Raw genomic sequence first — 15548 nt, 5'->3', positions numbered from 1 at the left:
TTGTGCTCCTTAAATAAAGAAATTGCAGGCTCAATTTCTGCTCCTCCCATAAAAACAGGAAAAATGGGCTTTTTGTCCTTGAATTTTATTATTGCCCTTGCTGTTTTTTCTATCTCTGTCATTGCCTGAGGGGTTAAGATAACCATTATTCCATCTACATTAGGCTCTTTGCTAATGGTTTCTATAGCAAAATTGTATCTATCTGATCGGGCATCCCCTAGTATATCAACCGGGTTATAGACAGAGGCAGAGGGAGGAAGGTTTTCCTTAAGAAGGTTGGCTGTTTCCTTTGGAAGGGAGGAAAGGGAGATATTTTTCGCAACAAGGCAATCGGATGCTATTATGCCAGGCCCTCCTGCATTTGTAATCACAACTATATTCCTTCCCTTAGGTCTTTGTTGGGTGGCAAAGGAATGGCTAAAAAGAAAGAGCTTTTCAATAGAATCCACCTTTATTATCCCAGAAAGGGAAATTGCGGCATCCCAGGCTTTTTCACTTCCTGCCAGAGAGCCTGTATGGGATGAGATTGCCCTTTTCCCGGCATCTGTTTTTCCAGATTTATATAAGATAATAGGCTTTTTTGACCTGCTGGCTATATCAATAAATCTTTTTCCATCCTTTGTCCCTTCAAGATATAGGGCAATTACCGATGTGTTCGGACAATCTATGAGATATTCAATAAGCTCAATCTCAGCTACATCGCATCCATTCCCAAAGCTTACGAACTTTGAAAATCCTATATTCTTTTCTTTTGCCCAATCAAGGATTGCTGTGCATAATGCCCCTGATTGGGAGATAAATGAGATGCCTCCTTTCTCTGGAAATATGCGGGAAAATGAGGCATTTAAAGGCGTGTAGGTATCAATTAAGCCAAGGCAATTTGGGCCAATTATCCTTATTTCATAATTTTTGGCAATTTCTTTTACTTTATTCTCTAAGCTTAACCCAGCAATTCCAGCCTCCTTAAACCCCGCACTTATAATAATTGCATTCTTTATATTAAGGCTTCCACATTCCTCTAATACATTGGGGACAATGGTATTCTTTACAATAACAATAGCAAGCTCTATTTTTTCTTGAATATTAGAAAGGGAGGGAAAGCATTTTCTTTCTAAAATAAAATCAGCCGAGGGGTTTATAGGGAAAATCTTACCCTTATAGCCTGAAAGGATAATGTTTGAAAAAATCTCATAGCCAACCTTTCCCCTTTCTCGGGAAGCTCCCACAATGGCTATGCTTTCAGGCGAAAAGAATTTATGCACCAAAATAATTATAAGCAAAGAGAAAGATTAAAGCAAGATCGGTTAATTTTTTTCTTAAGATTTATCCAAAATCTGCCGATAAATAAGGTGATGGAGATTGATTACGAGAAGATAAGAAGGATAGTAAGGGAAGAAATAGAGGATGTAGGCTTAAAATATGCGGATATAGAGCTTGGTGAGAGGTGGAAAGGGGGAAGCATTATTATAAAGCCAGAAAGAAAAGACCTTAAGGAATTTGTCCTTCCTTTAGAGAGATTTTTCCATAAAATCATTATGATTAGGGATAGGCTTCGTGTTCTTGAGGCAAAGATAAATTCACATCCTAATATTCCAGATGTTGACAAGATTGAGCTTCAGCAATACATTACAAGGATATATGGAAGCCTAACCACATTTAATCTCCTCTTTAAGAAAAGAAGTAGCTGGTTTGTGGGAGAAAGAAAGGAATCCATTTAACCTTCCAAAATAAGCATTGCAAATTACCTATTTTGTGTGTAAATTATAATTTATGTTTTCTGTAATCCCTGAGGCAATAGATGCCCTCAAAAATGGTAAGATGCTCATCGTGGTTGACGATGAGAATAGGGAGAATGAGGGGGACCTTGTGATACCATCTTCCCTTATCACCCCTTCTTCCATAAACTTTATGGCAAAGCAGGGGCGGGGGCTTATCTGTGTCTCAATAACAGAGGAAAGGGCAAGTGAATTAAATTTACATCCTATGCTTGCTGAGCCACAAGACATCCATAAAACAGCATTTACGGTCTCCTGCGACTACAAATACGGAACAACCACAGGCATATCTGCTTATGATCGGGCAAGGACAATAAAGGCAATTATAGACAAGGATACAAAACCAGATGATCTGGCAAGACCAGGGCACATATTTCCATTAGTAGCAAGGAATGGCGGTGTCCTTGTGCGTGCTGGACATACAGAGGCATCCCTTGATTTGGCAAAGCTTGCTGGTTTCTATCCATCTGCTGTAATATGCGAGATTATGGATGAAGATGGAGATATGGCAAGGCTTCCCTTTCTTATTGATTTTGCAAAAAAGCATAATTTAAAGATAATAACCATTGCAAGCCTTATCGAGTATAGAAGGAAAAAGGAGAAGCTAATAAAGAGGATAACAGAAACAAGCCTTCCCACAAAATTTGGAGCCTTCAAGCTTATTGCCTATTCTTCATTGATCGACAAGGGAATCCACCTTGCCTTAGTAAAGGGTGAGATTAAGGGAAGAAAAAATGTATTGGTTCGGGTTCATTCCCAATGCTTAACCGGTGATATATTCCATTCCTTAAGGTGTGATTGTGGTGAGCAATTAAGAAAAAGCCTTGAAATGATAGAGGAGGAAAAACAAGGTGTCCTTCTATATCTCATCCAGGAGGGAAGGGGGATTGGGCTTTTGGATAAGCTTAAAAGCTATAGCCTTCAGGATGAAGGTATGGATACCGTAGAGGCAAACAAGGCTTTGGGATTTCCTCCTGATTTAAGGGAGTATGGGACAGGAGCCCAGATATTGGTTGACCTTGGTCTTTCGAGCATAAGGCTTCTTACCAACAACCCAAGGAAGATAATTGGCTTGGAAGGCTATGGAATAAAGATAAAAGAGAGGATTCCCATTCCAGGAGAGATAAACCCAAAGAATATAACCTACCTTAAGACAAAGAAGGAAAAGCTTGGACATATTTTGGAGGTTTAGCCTGCTGACAGATTAGAATTTAAGCTCCCTCCTTGCTTCCATATCGTAGAGGATTCTTTCCTTTGGTTTGTTTATGCCTAATGCCTCCCTCTTTTTGTCAATATGCTCAATTAAAAGCCTGGCTAATTTATAAGGGTCTTTTTCAAATGCCCACATTCCGCCGGTTAAACCCTCGTATTCCTCAAATAAATGCCGTGTGGTAGCCTTGCTTCCTAGGGTGGGAAAATTTACGCCAAAGGCAACCAAAAGACCTGTGGCTACAAAATATTGGCCAATCGCAATTGCCTTTTCTGACATCCATTCTGGCGCACATCCGGCAATGGGAAGGTCTGATACATCATCGCCCAAGCCACCCACCTTAACCATTTCGGCCCCGGCTACCAAAAGCCTTGAATTGTCAACACAAGAACCACAATGGAGAACTGGAGGTATTCCAATTGCCTCGCATACCTGTGCTAATCCTTCTCCCGCAAATTTTGCCGCCTCTGGGGTTAGTAAACCTGCCTTTGCACAGGCTATCGCAGCACATCCGGTTTGAAGCACCAAAACATTATTTTTTATCAGCTCCTTTACCAGAGGAATATGAACACTATCCAGGGCTACCCTTGGGTTATTACAGCCAACCACACCAACCACACCCCTTATTTTCCCATTGATAATATTGTCATTTAAGGGCCAATAGGAGGCTCTAAATTTTCCACCCAGCATATAATTCACATATTCATGGGTAAAGCCAGCCACTAAATCCATAGATTCTTGGGGAATCTCTACCTTTTCTTTAATTCGGTTTTTGAAATTTAAGATGGCTGTCTCAACAATCTTTTCTGCTGAGACAAGGGCATTGTGTGGGTCAAATTCAATGTGCAATGCCCCAGGGATCTTGCCCTTAGCTGAGGTTGAAATAATCTTTGTATGGTAGCATTGGGCAACCTTTGGCAGGGATTGGAAGATGCATTGGACATCTATTACCATTGCCTCAACGCTGCCGGTTGCTATGGCTAATTCTTGTTGGAGGAGATTGCCAGCTAAAGGCACACCATGACGCATTAAAATTTCATTTGCCGTGCAGCAGATGCCGGCTAAATTTATCCCTTTTGCCCCTACAGACTTTGCCAGTTCCTCCATTTTTGGATTTTTGGAGGCAACCACAATCATCTCAGAGAGTAGGGGCTCATGGCCATGGATTACCAGATTAACACAATCTTCCCTTAAAACCCCAAGATTTACCCGAGAGAGCACAGGTTTTGGTGTGCCAAAGAGAATATCCTGCAATTCTGTTGCAATCATACTGCCACCATATCCATCGGCTAATGCACACCTAGAGCCTTGAAGAAGGATATTTCTGTAATCCTGGTCAACGCCCATGTGTGTTCTGTGCATTATTTCAACCACCTCTCTGTCTATGCCACGCGGTGTCATACCCAATTTTTTCCAAACATTCTGCCTGGTAAGGGGCATCCTTTTTATAAAGGTAAGCTCGCCCTGTTGCTTTCCAAATTCAGCTAATGCCTTTTCTCCCAATTCTTTGGCAATTGCATATTCATCCTTTCCTTCAGTTTCAATACCAAAATCTTTTGCCACATTGTAAAGCTTTTCCATATCCTTTATGCTATAACCGGGTGCCTTTCCCTCTGCTACCGCAATCAATATTTCGGCTACCTCCCTTCCATGGTCAGAGTGTGCAGAGGCACCTGCGGCAATCATTCTAGCAAAATTCCTGGCAGAGATTGTTCCTATGGTTGCTCCACAAAGCCCTGTTTTTTGTCCCTCCTCTTGCTCCTCAAGGGATTCATCCTTAAAGCTTAATCGACAAGGACCCATTGCACAATGCTTACAACAAGCACCCTTTTCGCCAAATGGGCAGGGCTTTATTTCCTCTGCTCTCTCAAAGACCGTCCTTACTCCATCCTTCTTTGCCTTATCTTTAAAGCCTTCATTTGCTGAATAAACCAAAGCCTCCTTTTTCTCAAGGAATTCACAAATATCCTCATCTATCCAGGATGGCTTATAGTGATCACCTGGATGCCTTTTTATCTTTTCTTCCCCTTTTTCCTCCCTTGCCACATAAATATGTTCCTCCTTTTTTGCCTCCTTTTTAACCTCTTTCTCTTCCTCTTTAAGCTCCATGAGCTCTTTTATCATCTCCTTAAGGAGTTTCAGAGAAGAGGGATGTCTCATCACAAGAAGATTACAGCCAGCAAGGAGAAAGGAAAGCCCGCTAATTGCCTCCCAGAGGATTCCCCTTTTTTCTATATCACCCCATTGTGGGTTATCCTCCCTTACCTCCTTTATCTTCCAGCAATCCTTTCCTATCTCTACAAATATGGGCATCTTAAGCTTCTCATCCCCTGCTTGAAGGGCAGAAAGCCTTATCCTTTCAATGACTGAGTATGTATATTCCAAGCCATAGCCCAAGGTAGAACCGGTTGGGTCAATTAAAATCTTATTATCAGAAAGCCCGAGGTTTCCCAATAAAATATTTAATTGCTTTGATAGATTAACATCTATTGGGGTTTGGGCAGAGACATTGTGTTTATAGGCTAATGCAGATGCACCAATTACTTTGTAATTATCCTCGGTGGCTGCTCCAAGCAAGATATTTCTTCCTTCGCAAGCGGAGGCTACCTCCTTTAGGGTAACTGAATCCTTTTCTATATTTCCACATCCTAAAACAATTAAGGGAAGATCTATATTATCACAAACATTCTTTGCCACAGCAGCGGCTTCTTGGGGAGACCTATTGCTTCCTAAGGGGTCTGTGCCTATTAGCTTAAGACAGACCATATCGCAACCATAGGAAATTGCCTTTTTTGCCCAGGAAACAGGATCGTTTATCACATCTTTGTATGGCTCAACAACATTTGGTAGCCAATCCTTGGGAGGCTCATCCCATATCTCTAAAGCAATCCTGGGCGGATTTGGCATATTGCCTTCAAATAAATAGAAGGGCATTGTATTTTCCCCCCCTATTTTTAATCCACCAATCTCTCCCTCTATGATAGATGTTTTGTAGGTTTCCTTTGGTATATCCATAATTAAACAAAAATTTTACATTAAGACCTTTAAAAGGTCAAAGATTTTGCAAAAAAATTTGACAAGAAAAGGAAAATTGATTATTCTTTAAAAAATTTAGGAGGTAAAAAATGAAGGTTAAAGATATTATGACAAAAGGTGTAATAACCGTAGCAGATGAGCTCTCTGTAAAGGAGGCAGCCTGTGTATTGGCTGAGTATGACATCTCTGGGATTATTGTGGTGAATGAGAAAAATGAGTTTTCTGGAATCCTTTCAGAGATGGATATTACAAGGTTTTTTGGAAAAGACCTTGAAAATATAAGGATTTCTGAGATTATGACAAAGCCTATAATTACAATTGGGAAAGAAGAGGATGTAGAAAAGGCAGCAAGGGTTATGGTAGAGAATAATATCCATCGCTTGTTGGTTATAGATGAAGAAAAGAAAGAAAAAACAAGGCTTTTTTCCTCTGGGATAATCTCTTGCGGCGATATTGTAAAGGCAATTGCAGGAAGGAAATAGGATTTAACGGATAAAATAGAATGAGGGATATAGAAAAAGAGCTTGCATCTCTTATGACAAAGGAAAGGCTTTTTCATATTCAAGAGGTAAAAAGGATTGCTTGTGAGATTTCATCTCATTACAATGTTGATAAAGAAAAATTAGAGCTCATCTCCTACCTCCATGATATTGCCAAAGACATTCCAAAGGATGAGATGAAAAGCCTTATTGAAAAATATAAAATAGGGCTTGATAGAATAGAAAAAAGAGAACCAGGGCTTTGGCATGGAGCAATTGGTGCTTGTATGGCAAAGGAAAGATTTAATATTGAAGAGGAAGAAATTCTTAATGCAATAAAATTTCATTCAACAGGAATGGCAAATATGCCCTTGCTTTCAAAGATTCTTTATATCGCTGATTACCTTGAAACCTGTCCAGATGGAGATTTATTGGATAGGGCAAAAAGGGATATTGAGGGTGTTTTAAGGGAGGTCATAAAGAAAAAAATAGAATATGTTCTTAAAAAAGGCTCCCTCCTTCATCCAAGGACAGTTTCCTTGTGGAATAGTATATGTACCCAAAAAGCATAGCAAAAAAGGTAGTTAAGGCAGCTTTTTCAAAGAAGGCAGAGGATATAAAGGTTTTTAATATAGCCAAAAAATCCCCTATCTCAGATTTTCTTATTATTCTAACCTCGCGCTCTGATGTTCAAACAAAGGCAATTATTGAGGAAATCTATAAAGCAATAAAGAAAAATATAAAACCCTTACATATAGAAGATGCAAAGGGGTGGACGCTTATTGACTATGGAAGTGTTATTGTTAATATATTTGAAGAAGAATACAGGTCTTTTTATCAGCTTGAGATATTATGGGCAGATTGTCCCCTCGTTGAAATATGAAAATTTACAATTGTATTTAGTGCCGTGATTGAATAATTGGAATTCCTAAATCCCTTTTATGCTCCGTATTTTATAAGCTTCTTTGAATATCCTAAGACAAGCCCCATTAGCTCTTGCATGGGAAACCTCCTCAAAGAGCCTTTTGATGCGCTTCTTTCAGAAAATTCCTTTATCCCATCTGGAATGCAATATTTTGAATAAAGGATTAAGGGAACCGGATGCCAGGAATGGGATTTTAAAAGGGCTGGCGTTGAATGGTCTCCTGTTATGACAAAAAGATCTGGATTTAACTTAAGTATTTCTGGAATAATTTTGTCTACATCCTCAATTACCTTTACCTTTCCTTCATAATCTCCATCTTCTCCTTTTTTGTCCGTTCCTTTTATATGGAAAAAGAAAAAGTTATAAGAAGAAAAGCTTGAATGCAAAGTATTAACTTGGGTTTCTAAGCTTTCCCCACAATCCAGAACATCCATTCCAACAAGGCTTGCAAGCCCTTTATACATTGGGTATGTTGCAATACAACAAGAATTAAGCTTATACAATTCCTTAAAGCTTGGGATATTAAGATAGCTTGCAAAACCACGCAGCAAAACCATATTTGCTGGATATTGCTCCTTTAAAACCTCACCTGCTTTAGAAATCCATTGATTTACAATTTCTGCTGACCCTGTAGCAACCTCTATCTTTGGTAGAACATTTAATGGAGGAACACCTGTAATTTGCGGGTCTGAATCTAAAAGACAAGAACATAGGTCTTCTCCCCTAAATATAACAACAAATCTATGCTCTTTTTCAGGGATGGTAAATATTTTAATACCTTCTATCTCTATCTTTGAAAGAATTTCACAAAGCTCCCTGTTTTTCTCTGTCGCTATCCTTCCTGCCCTCCTATCCGTTATTATCCCATTTTCTATTGTGCAGAAGTTTCCCCTTGCACAAACATCAGAGCTAGAAAGGGGAAAGCCAATTCCCAAAGCAGACAAAAGCCCCCTTCCAATATCATATTTTAAAGGGTCATAGCCAAAAAGAGCCAAATGTGCAGGGCCTGAGCCCGGCGTTACCCCCGGGCCAATTGGATCCATAAGCCCAAGTATTGATTCTTTGCATAGGCTATCAATGTTTGGCTTATTTGCAGCTTCAAGCTCTGTTTTTCCATTTATTGGAAGACCACCTAGGCCATCCATAACAAGGAAAATAATCTTTCCTTCTGTTTCTATGCTTAAGTTTTTTAATATCTCCTCCCTCAACTAAACTCAACTATCCTGCAAAAGGATTCAATGTTTAGGCTTGCACCGCCCACAAGGCAGCCATCTATATTTGGCATCTTCATAATTGCATCAATATTATCGGGCTTTACAGAGCCTCCATATAAAATCCTCATTTCCTCTGCCAAATCATTTGTATATAATTTGGAGATTAGCCCTCTAATAAAAATGTGCATTTTTTCTGCCTCTTCCTCTTTGCAGGTATTCCCCGTTCCAATTGCCCAGACAGGCTCGTAGGCAATCACAAAGGGAATGCGGAATGTAAGGTCAATCTCTTTAAGTCCTAATCTAATTTGCCTTTCTACAATTTCTTTTTCCCTTCCTTCCTTTCTTTCTTTTTCGGTTTCTCCCACACAAAATATGGGAGAAAGGCTATATTTTAATGCCTGTTTTATCTTCTTGTTTATTATTATATCATCCTCTTTAAGAATTTGCCTCCTTTCAGAATGTCCAATAATAACATATTTGCAACCCAAATCAGTAAGCATGGATGCAGATATTTCACCTGTCCAAGCTCCATTTTCTTCATAAAAAAGGTCTTGCGCACCAAGTTTAATAGTTTTGGCCTTTAATAGCTCTGATACCCTATAGAGTGCGGTAAATGGTGGACACAAAACAACCTCCCTATCATCTATACCCTTTACCATCTCAAGGATTCCTGAGGTCAAATCCTCTGCCTCCTTTACCCCCTTATTCATCTTCCAATTTCCTGCAATTATTGGAGGTTTCATCTTTTCAAATACCCTTTAAGGGCAAGACCACATTTAAGCTTTACCTCTATTATAAGGGGAATACTATCTTCCCTTAAAAACCAAATAGCCACATCTTTAGCTACAACCTTAAATACAACCTCTCTCTCTCCTTCAAAATATATATTTTCAAGGCTTTCTACCTGCACCTCTATATCCTCTATTTTCCCTAATGTTATTATAGAAAAAATCTCTTTATTTCCAACCTTTAGCTCTTTGTTTCTAAGGAGATTGATAAGGGATGGAATATTAAATGTTTCTTTGGAGAGCTTCATCTGGCTTCTAATATCTCCCTCAATTATTGTGGCTTCTAATCCATCTTGGGAAAGATAGGTTAAAAGCTCCTTTTTTTCTTTCCCTTCCTCTATTTTTTCTTTAATAATAATAGGAAGCAATGTCTTTTTATCAACAAGGGTTTCAATGTGGTCATCTAGTTTATAAAATCTTGAAAAGAATTTATTTGTCTTTGTATCAGATATTATCATTATTTCACCACCCTCTTCCTTTGTTATTATCCTTTGTCTTCCTACATTTATTCCTAATATCTTTACATTATAAACGAGCTCCTCACAAAGGGCAAGGGAAGAAATAAAAAGAAATAAAGAAAATGCTCTCATAGGTCAATTATAGCCCTTGCTGCCCTTTTGATTGCTCCAGATGGGCCAATTGCATCTTTGATATGGGAAAGCTTAAGTTTAATCTCTTTTCTTTTTTTTTCATCGTTTAAAATTAAGAGGGCCTCCTTTACAATATTGGAAGGATTTGCCTCATCTTGCAGAAATTCTGGGACAATTTTTTCTCCTCTAATGATATTTGGAAGAGCAACATATTTTGTTTTAACAAAGGCTTTTGCAAGGAAGAATGATATTTTATCCATCTTATAGATAACAATCATTGGTATTCCAAGGATTGCTCCCTCAAGGGTTGCTGTTCCAGAGGATGTAATAAGTAGGTCTGATTGTGCCATTATATCATAAGAATGGGGAACAATAGAAATATTTAAGCCTTTAATATATTTTTCTATTATTTCTCTTTCAATTCCCTCTGCAAGGATAAGAAAAAGCTCTATATCACCAAGGGCTTTTGCCACCTTAACCATAATGGGAAGATGCCTCTCTATCTCTTTTTTTCTGCTTCCTGGAAGAAAAGAAATCACAGGTTTTTTCTTATCAACAAAATTTCCATTTATCTTTACAATATCAAGCAAGGGATGCCCTATAAAAACAACATTTGCACCCTCTTTTTTATAAAAATCCCTTTCCAAAGGAAGGGTTGATAAGATAAGCCCTGCCTTTTTAATAATTTTTATCCTATTCTTTCTCCAAATCCAAGCGGTGGGTGGAAAAAGCCAGGCTGTTTTTATATTAAGCTTTACAAGATTTTTAAGAAGCCAGAGGTTAAATTCAGCAAAATCTATCAAGACAACCTTATCTGGTTTTCTTTCCTTTGCTACCCTTAGGAGATTATTTAATAAAAAGATTGCCTTTGGGATTTTAAAAATTACATCCATTGCTCCCACGATATCAAGGGAAATGGGAAAAAGAATCTCAACACCCTCTTTTTCCATCAGCCTTCCGCCCATTCCAAAAAGGCTAATATCCTCTCGTATCTTCCTTATCTCTCTGGAAAGATAACCTCCATAGAGATCTCCTGATGCCTCACCAGCAATGAGCATTATGTTCATTTAGCTTGTATTAAATGGCAAAATCTCTTCGCTATTATACGATATAAAAGGGGGCTTGGCAAGGATATTAAAATATTTATTGCAATTCTTTCATAGGATTTTTATCCTTTCTCTATTCTTTTATAAAAATGGAGGTTTTGGTTTTATTGATGTATCTCTCTCAAGTAAATTTGGATAGAAAGGAGACTATAGAGTTACCCAAACCTAGGTATAAAAGCAATATCTCTCTAGAGGAGGCATTGGTAAAGAGAAGGTCAATAAGGGAATATAAAAATGAACCAATTTCCCTATCTGAAATCTCCCAGCTCCTTTGGGCTACCCAAGGAGTAACTGATAAAAGGGGTTTTAGAACCGCTCCTTCAGCGGGTGCACTCTATCCCTTAGAGGTATATGTAGTTGTAGGTTTAGCAAAGGAACTTGGCCCTGGAGTCTACAAATACATCCCTCAAGCCCATAGATTAATTAGAATCTCAAAGATTGATAAGCGTAAAGAACTCTGTAGGGTAGCCCTAAATCAGAGTTGGGTAAAAGATGCTCCCTGTGTTTTTGTTGTTTCAGCAATATATGAGAGAACAACAGGAAAATATGGAGAGAGGGGGATAAGGTATGTGCACATAGAGGCAGGTCATGCTGTGCAGAACCTTCATCTTCAAGCAATTAGCTTGGGATTGGGCTCGGTCTCTATTGGTGCTTTTTATGATGAGGAGGTAAAGGGAGTAATTGGTATGGAGAATATGGAGCAACCATTATACATCGTCCCTGTAGGAAGGCCAAAGTAAAATGAAAACAGTTTTAAGGATAATCACCCGTCTTAACATTGGAGGTCCCTCTATCCATACAATATTGTTAAGCGAAGGTCTTAAAGAGAAATTTAAGACATATCTTGTGGTTGGAAAAGAGGGAAAGGAGGAGGGAAGTATGCTTTCTGAGGCAAAAAATAGAAATATTGATATAATCTTTATTCCAGAGCTTCAAAGGGAGATCTCTCCCATAAAGGATATTATCACATTTTTTAAGCTTATCGGCATAATCAGGAAGATAAAACCAGATATTGTGCATAGCCACTTGAGCAAAGCAGGGATGTTAGGAAGGCTTTGTGCCTGGCTTTGCGGCGTTCCTATAATCATCCATACATTCCATGGACACACCCTACATTCATACTTTGGAAGGCTAAAGACCCTATTTTTTATTATCATTGAAAGATGGCTTTCCCTTATCTCAACAAGGATAATTACATTAACCGAGAGCCAGAGGGATGAGATTTTAAAATTTGGCATAGGAAATAGAAATAAGGTTATCGTTATTCCCCTAGGCCTTTCCCTTGATAGGTTTTATGACATTTCTGAAAAAAAGGGTATTTTAAGAAATGAGCTTGGGATTTCTGACAAACCCCTGATTGGAACAATTGCAAGGCTTGTTCCCATAAAGGATATAGGAACATTTTTAGAAGCATCTGCTATTGTTTTAAAAGAGATTGATGCCCTTTTTGTCATCGCGGGAGATGGCTATCTTAGAAAGGAATTGGAGAAAAAGGCTAAAGACCTGGGAATAGAGAAAAATGTCCTTTTCCTTGGATTTAGAAAAGACCTTGAGATTATTTATGCAGATCTTAATTGCTTTGTTTTATCATCATTAAATGAGGGGCTTCCCGTTGCAATCATTGAAGCACAGGCATCTGGAATTCCCGTTGTTGCAACAGATGTGGGAGGTGTTTCAACCCTTGTCTCTCCTGATACAGGCATCCTTATTCCTCCAAAGAATCCCGAAGCATTAGCAGATGCTATAAAAACCATTATTTTAGACAAAGAAAGGGCAAAGGAAATGGGAGAAAAGGCAAGGGAAAATTCAAAAAAATATACAGAGAAAAGGCTGATAGAAGATATAGAGAGGCTTTATGAAGGATTATAGCCCTTGAATTTGAATTTGCTCAATGGATGAAGCTTTGCCTGTTTTCTCATCTATATCAATATAAGCTCCGCCAAAGATTCCTTCATCCTCTGCCATTTCAAATCTAACCGGAATTAAAAGGAGAAATCTCTTAAGCACAAGCTCCTTTTTTATACCTATAACAGAATTTCCTGCCCCAACCATTCCAACATCAGTGATATAGGCCGTTCCCTTTGGAAGGATTTTAGGATCAGCGGTTGGAATATGGGTATGGGTTCCAATCACAGCAGAGACCCTTCCATCAAGAAACCAGCCTAGAGCAACCTTTTCAGAGGTTGCCTCGGCATGGACATCAACAATGATTATCTTTGCCTTTTCTTTTATCTCTTCCAAAAGGCCATCAATTGCCCTGAATGGGCAATCAAGGGAATCCATAAACACCCGTCCACAGAGGCTTACTACACAAACATTTTCTCCTTTGCAGGGCTTAAAAATAAATCCCCTTCCTGGAACACTGGGTGGATAATTAAGTGCCCTTAAAATAGGAAGGGAATCCATTATTTCATAGATTTCCTTCTTTGCAAATATATGGTTTCCACCTGTTATAATATCAACCCCACAAGCAAATATTTCATCTGCTACCTTCTTTGTAATCCCAAATCCACCTGCGGCATTCTCGCCATTTGCAATTATTAGGTCTATGTGCCTTTCTCCCTTTAATCTTGGAATTATCTCCTTAAGAATCCTCCTTCCCTTCCTTCCCACAATATCACCAATAAATAAAACCTTCATTGCTTTATTTTACAATAAAAAAACATATTTGACAAGGGCTTTCTACTTTTGTTATAATTAAAAGATGGAAGAATTTGATATATTAGAGGAAAAAATAGAAAAGCTTATTGCAGAATTCAAAAAGCTTAAAAGCCAAGAAGGGGATGCAAGTGGGCTTAAAGAAGAGAATGAGAGGTTAAAAGAGGAAAGAAAGCTCATAAAAGGAAAGATTGAAAGGATAATTTCAAAGCTTGATGAGATATGAATAAGGTTTCTGTAGAGATTATGGGTAAGGCATATACCCTTGTCTCTGATGAGGAAGAAAAGACAACAAAAATAGTTGCAGGCTATGTGGATAAAAAGATAAAGGAGATATACAAAAATCTTCCCAATCTTCCTCTGGATAAGCTTGCCATTCTTACCTCATTGGAGATTGCAGATGAGCTATTTAAAACAAAGAGGAAGGTTTATGAGAGGGTAAAAAAATTATCCTCCCTTATTGATGCTTCATTAAAATGAAAAGAATAGTATCATTATTGGTTATATTTCAATTGGTATTTAGCCCTTTTAGCTTTGCAAAGATTACACCAAGTGAGAAGACAAAGAAGATAATTATAAAGCAGGGCGATACACTTTGGTATCTTGCAAAGATATATTGGAAAGACCCATTAAAATGGGAGGAATTTAAAAAATATAATAAATTCACAAACCCTGATCTTATTTACCCTGGTGAGGAGCTGGCAATAGGCTATGAGGAAGCAAAGATGCTCCTTGAGGTGCTAAAGGAGAAGAGGGAGGCAATAAAGATGAGCATAGAAGAAAAGGATAAATATATTGATAAGATTATAGGAGAGATTAAAGGGCCTATTCCCTCTGAGACAGCAGAGCTAATCGCGGTAATGAAGGAAAAGATTACAGAGCTTGAGGGGGTTTTGAATAAAATACAGATAGAAAATACTTCCTTAAAAGAGGCTTTATCAGAGAAGGAGGCAGAGCTTGTTAAAACAATAAAAGAAAGGGATGATCTTGTAAAGAAAGAGGAGAATTTAACCTCGGCAATAAATGAACTAAAGGCTTTGATAAAAGAAAAGGAAATAGAATTGGAATCCCAACGGCTTGAGATAGAAATGCTTAAATTGGAGAATAAAAGATTAACAAAGGAGAAAAACCAGATAAAGATATTTTCCTATTTTCTTTTGTCAGGCACAGCTATTGGTCTTATCCTTGAAAAAATAGAATAATCCGCGGTAGCTCAATGGTAGAGTGGGTGGCTGTTAACCACTAGGTTACAGGTTCGAGTCCTGTCCGCGGAGCCAAATTTCTTTACGAACTAAATCTGACGGGTGAAAGGAGAGGATTTTTTGATTTTCTTTTTCTAAATTTTCTCTTCCAATCCTGCTACCCACCCCCAGCCGACCAAGACCTTCTTTGTGGGCTTCTAACTTATTGATTTTTAAGGAATAATAAAAATTAACCCTCAAGAGTTTCTTGGAATATTTTAGAGATTGAATTCTATTTTTAAAAGTAATATGGAATTCACCCTACTTTTATTCTTATCTATAACTAAAATAAAGGGTTAGCAAAAAACCTATTACTTATAGTATCTTCCATTACTTAGTGCAAAAATAGTATTTAAGAAATTTTGAATTCTAAATTTTGAATTTTGAATTGAAAAAGGTTAAGTTTTATAAAATTTTTCCCCTTTTAATTCAAAATTCAACATTCAAAATTCAAAATTTTATATAAAGTTTTCCTTAAGATTATCTAAACCCATACATTTTGTAAAGCGTTATGGAATTAACTATA

At 38.0% G+C, this 15548-nt stretch carries 17 protein-coding genes and 1 tRNA gene; 11 read left to right on the top strand and 7 right to left on the bottom strand.

Going from position 1 to position 15548, the window contains the following annotated elements:
* A partial coding sequence (locus tag AB1397_03870; GenBank protein MEW6482119.1) for a CoA-binding protein occupies positions 1-1262 on the bottom strand: 1262 nt, incomplete at its 3' end.
* Between the two features lie 87 nt (positions 1263-1349).
* Between AB1397_03870 and AB1397_03865 the strand changes: the two genes are divergently transcribed.
* Entirely contained in the window at positions 1350-1718 is a 369-nt protein-coding gene (locus AB1397_03865) for a hypothetical protein (GenBank protein ID MEW6482118.1), read from the top strand.
* A 52-nt stretch (positions 1719-1770) separates the two neighbouring features.
* Entirely contained in the window at positions 1771-2967 is a 1197-nt protein-coding gene (locus AB1397_03860) for a bifunctional 3,4-dihydroxy-2-butanone-4-phosphate synthase/GTP cyclohydrolase II (GenBank protein ID MEW6482117.1), read from the top strand.
* 12 nt (positions 2968-2979) lie between these two features.
* On the opposite strand, the gene cooS is transcribed toward AB1397_03860, so the two are convergent.
* On the bottom strand, positions 2980-6000 hold the full coding sequence (cooS, locus tag AB1397_03855) for an anaerobic carbon-monoxide dehydrogenase catalytic subunit (GenBank protein ID MEW6482116.1): 3021 nt from the start codon (positions 5998-6000) through the stop codon (positions 2980-2982).
* Between the two features lie 110 nt (positions 6001-6110).
* Here cooS and AB1397_03850 point away from each other — a divergent pair, with 110 nt between their 5' ends.
* From AB1397_03850 to rsfS, 3 genes are read left to right on the top strand one after another with little or no spacing between them, the layout of a single operon-like run.
* Positions 6111-6503 carry a CBS domain-containing protein gene (locus AB1397_03850; protein ID MEW6482115.1) on the top strand — a complete coding sequence of 131 codons (393 nt, stop codon included), beginning with the start codon at positions 6111-6113 and terminating at the stop codon, positions 6501-6503.
* 20 nt (positions 6504-6523) lie between these two features.
* Positions 6524-7072 (top strand): bis(5'-nucleosyl)-tetraphosphatase (symmetrical) YqeK, encoded by a 549-nt coding sequence (yqeK, locus tag AB1397_03845; GenBank protein MEW6482114.1) that lies wholly within the window; start codon positions 6524-6526, stop codon positions 7070-7072.
* Positions 7054-7383, top strand: coding sequence for a ribosome silencing factor (rsfS, locus tag AB1397_03840; protein ID MEW6482113.1), 330 nt, complete (start codon positions 7054-7056; stop codon positions 7381-7383). The genes yqeK and rsfS overlap by 19 nt, the downstream gene beginning before the upstream one ends.
* 56 nt (positions 7384-7439) lie before the next feature.
* Here rsfS and AB1397_03835 read toward each other — a convergent pair whose 3' ends face one another.
* From AB1397_03835 to lpxB, 4 genes are read right to left on the bottom strand one after another with little or no spacing between them, the layout of a single operon-like run.
* Positions 7440-8633: a 2,3-bisphosphoglycerate-independent phosphoglycerate mutase gene (locus tag AB1397_03835; GenBank protein MEW6482112.1), complete on the bottom strand. Its 1194-nt coding sequence runs from the start codon at positions 8631-8633 to the stop codon at positions 7440-7442.
* Entirely contained in the window at positions 8630-9382 is a 753-nt protein-coding gene (gene tpiA, locus AB1397_03830) for a triose-phosphate isomerase (GenBank protein MEW6482111.1), read from the bottom strand. The genes AB1397_03835 and tpiA overlap by 4 nt, the downstream gene beginning before the upstream one ends.
* Positions 9379-10017, bottom strand: a complete 639-nt coding sequence (locus AB1397_03825; GenBank protein ID MEW6482110.1) for a DUF3108 domain-containing protein — start codon at positions 10015-10017, stop codon at positions 9379-9381. The genes tpiA and AB1397_03825 overlap by 4 nt, the downstream gene beginning before the upstream one ends.
* Positions 10014-11084: a lipid-A-disaccharide synthase gene (gene lpxB / locus AB1397_03820; GenBank protein ID MEW6482109.1), complete on the bottom strand. Its 1071-nt coding sequence runs from the start codon at positions 11082-11084 to the stop codon at positions 10014-10016. The genes AB1397_03825 and lpxB overlap by 4 nt, the downstream gene beginning before the upstream one ends.
* Before the next feature lie 128 nt (positions 11085-11212).
* On the opposite strand from lpxB, the gene AB1397_03815 reads away from it, so the two are divergent.
* Positions 11213-11863: a SagB/ThcOx family dehydrogenase gene (locus tag AB1397_03815; GenBank protein ID MEW6482108.1), complete on the top strand. Its 651-nt coding sequence runs from the start codon at positions 11213-11215 to the stop codon at positions 11861-11863.
* 1 nt (position 11864) lies between these two features.
* The gene (locus tag AB1397_03810; protein ID MEW6482107.1) at positions 11865-12992 is read left to right on the top strand and encodes a glycosyltransferase family 4 protein; all 1128 of its coding nucleotides are present in this window, start codon (positions 11865-11867) and stop codon (positions 12990-12992) included.
* Here the strand turns inward: AB1397_03810 and AB1397_03805 are convergent.
* Positions 12987-13763, bottom strand: coding sequence for a TIGR00282 family metallophosphoesterase (locus AB1397_03805; protein MEW6482106.1), 777 nt, complete (start codon positions 13761-13763; stop codon positions 12987-12989). The genes AB1397_03810 and AB1397_03805 overlap by 6 nt on opposite strands.
* A gap of 64 nt (positions 13764-13827) precedes the next feature.
* On the opposite strand from AB1397_03805, the gene AB1397_03800 reads away from it, so the two are divergent.
* The 4 genes from AB1397_03800 (at position 13828) to AB1397_03785 (ending at position 15058) form a co-directional block, all read left to right on the top strand.
* Positions 13828-14007: a hypothetical protein gene (locus AB1397_03800; GenBank protein ID MEW6482105.1), complete on the top strand. Its 180-nt coding sequence runs from the start codon at positions 13828-13830 to the stop codon at positions 14005-14007.
* Positions 14004-14261: a cell division protein ZapA gene (locus AB1397_03795; GenBank protein MEW6482104.1), complete on the top strand. Its 258-nt coding sequence runs from the start codon at positions 14004-14006 to the stop codon at positions 14259-14261. Before AB1397_03800 ends, AB1397_03795 begins: the two co-directional genes overlap by 4 nt.
* Complete coding sequence (locus tag AB1397_03790; protein MEW6482103.1) at positions 14258-14983, top strand: LysM peptidoglycan-binding domain-containing protein; 726 nt, start codon at positions 14258-14260, stop codon at positions 14981-14983. The genes AB1397_03795 and AB1397_03790 overlap by 4 nt, the downstream gene beginning before the upstream one ends.
* A tRNA-Asn gene (locus tag AB1397_03785) sits at positions 14984-15058 on the top strand. It begins immediately after the preceding gene.
* Positions 15059-15548: the final 490 nt, after the last annotated feature.

This window comes from bacterium, assembly GCA_040756715.1.
Classification (GTDB): Bacteria; UBA9089; UBA9088; order UBA9088; family UBA9088; genus JBFLYE01.
Note: the sequence above shows the minus strand (reverse complement) of the source record. Positions and strands in the feature narration are given on the sequence as shown.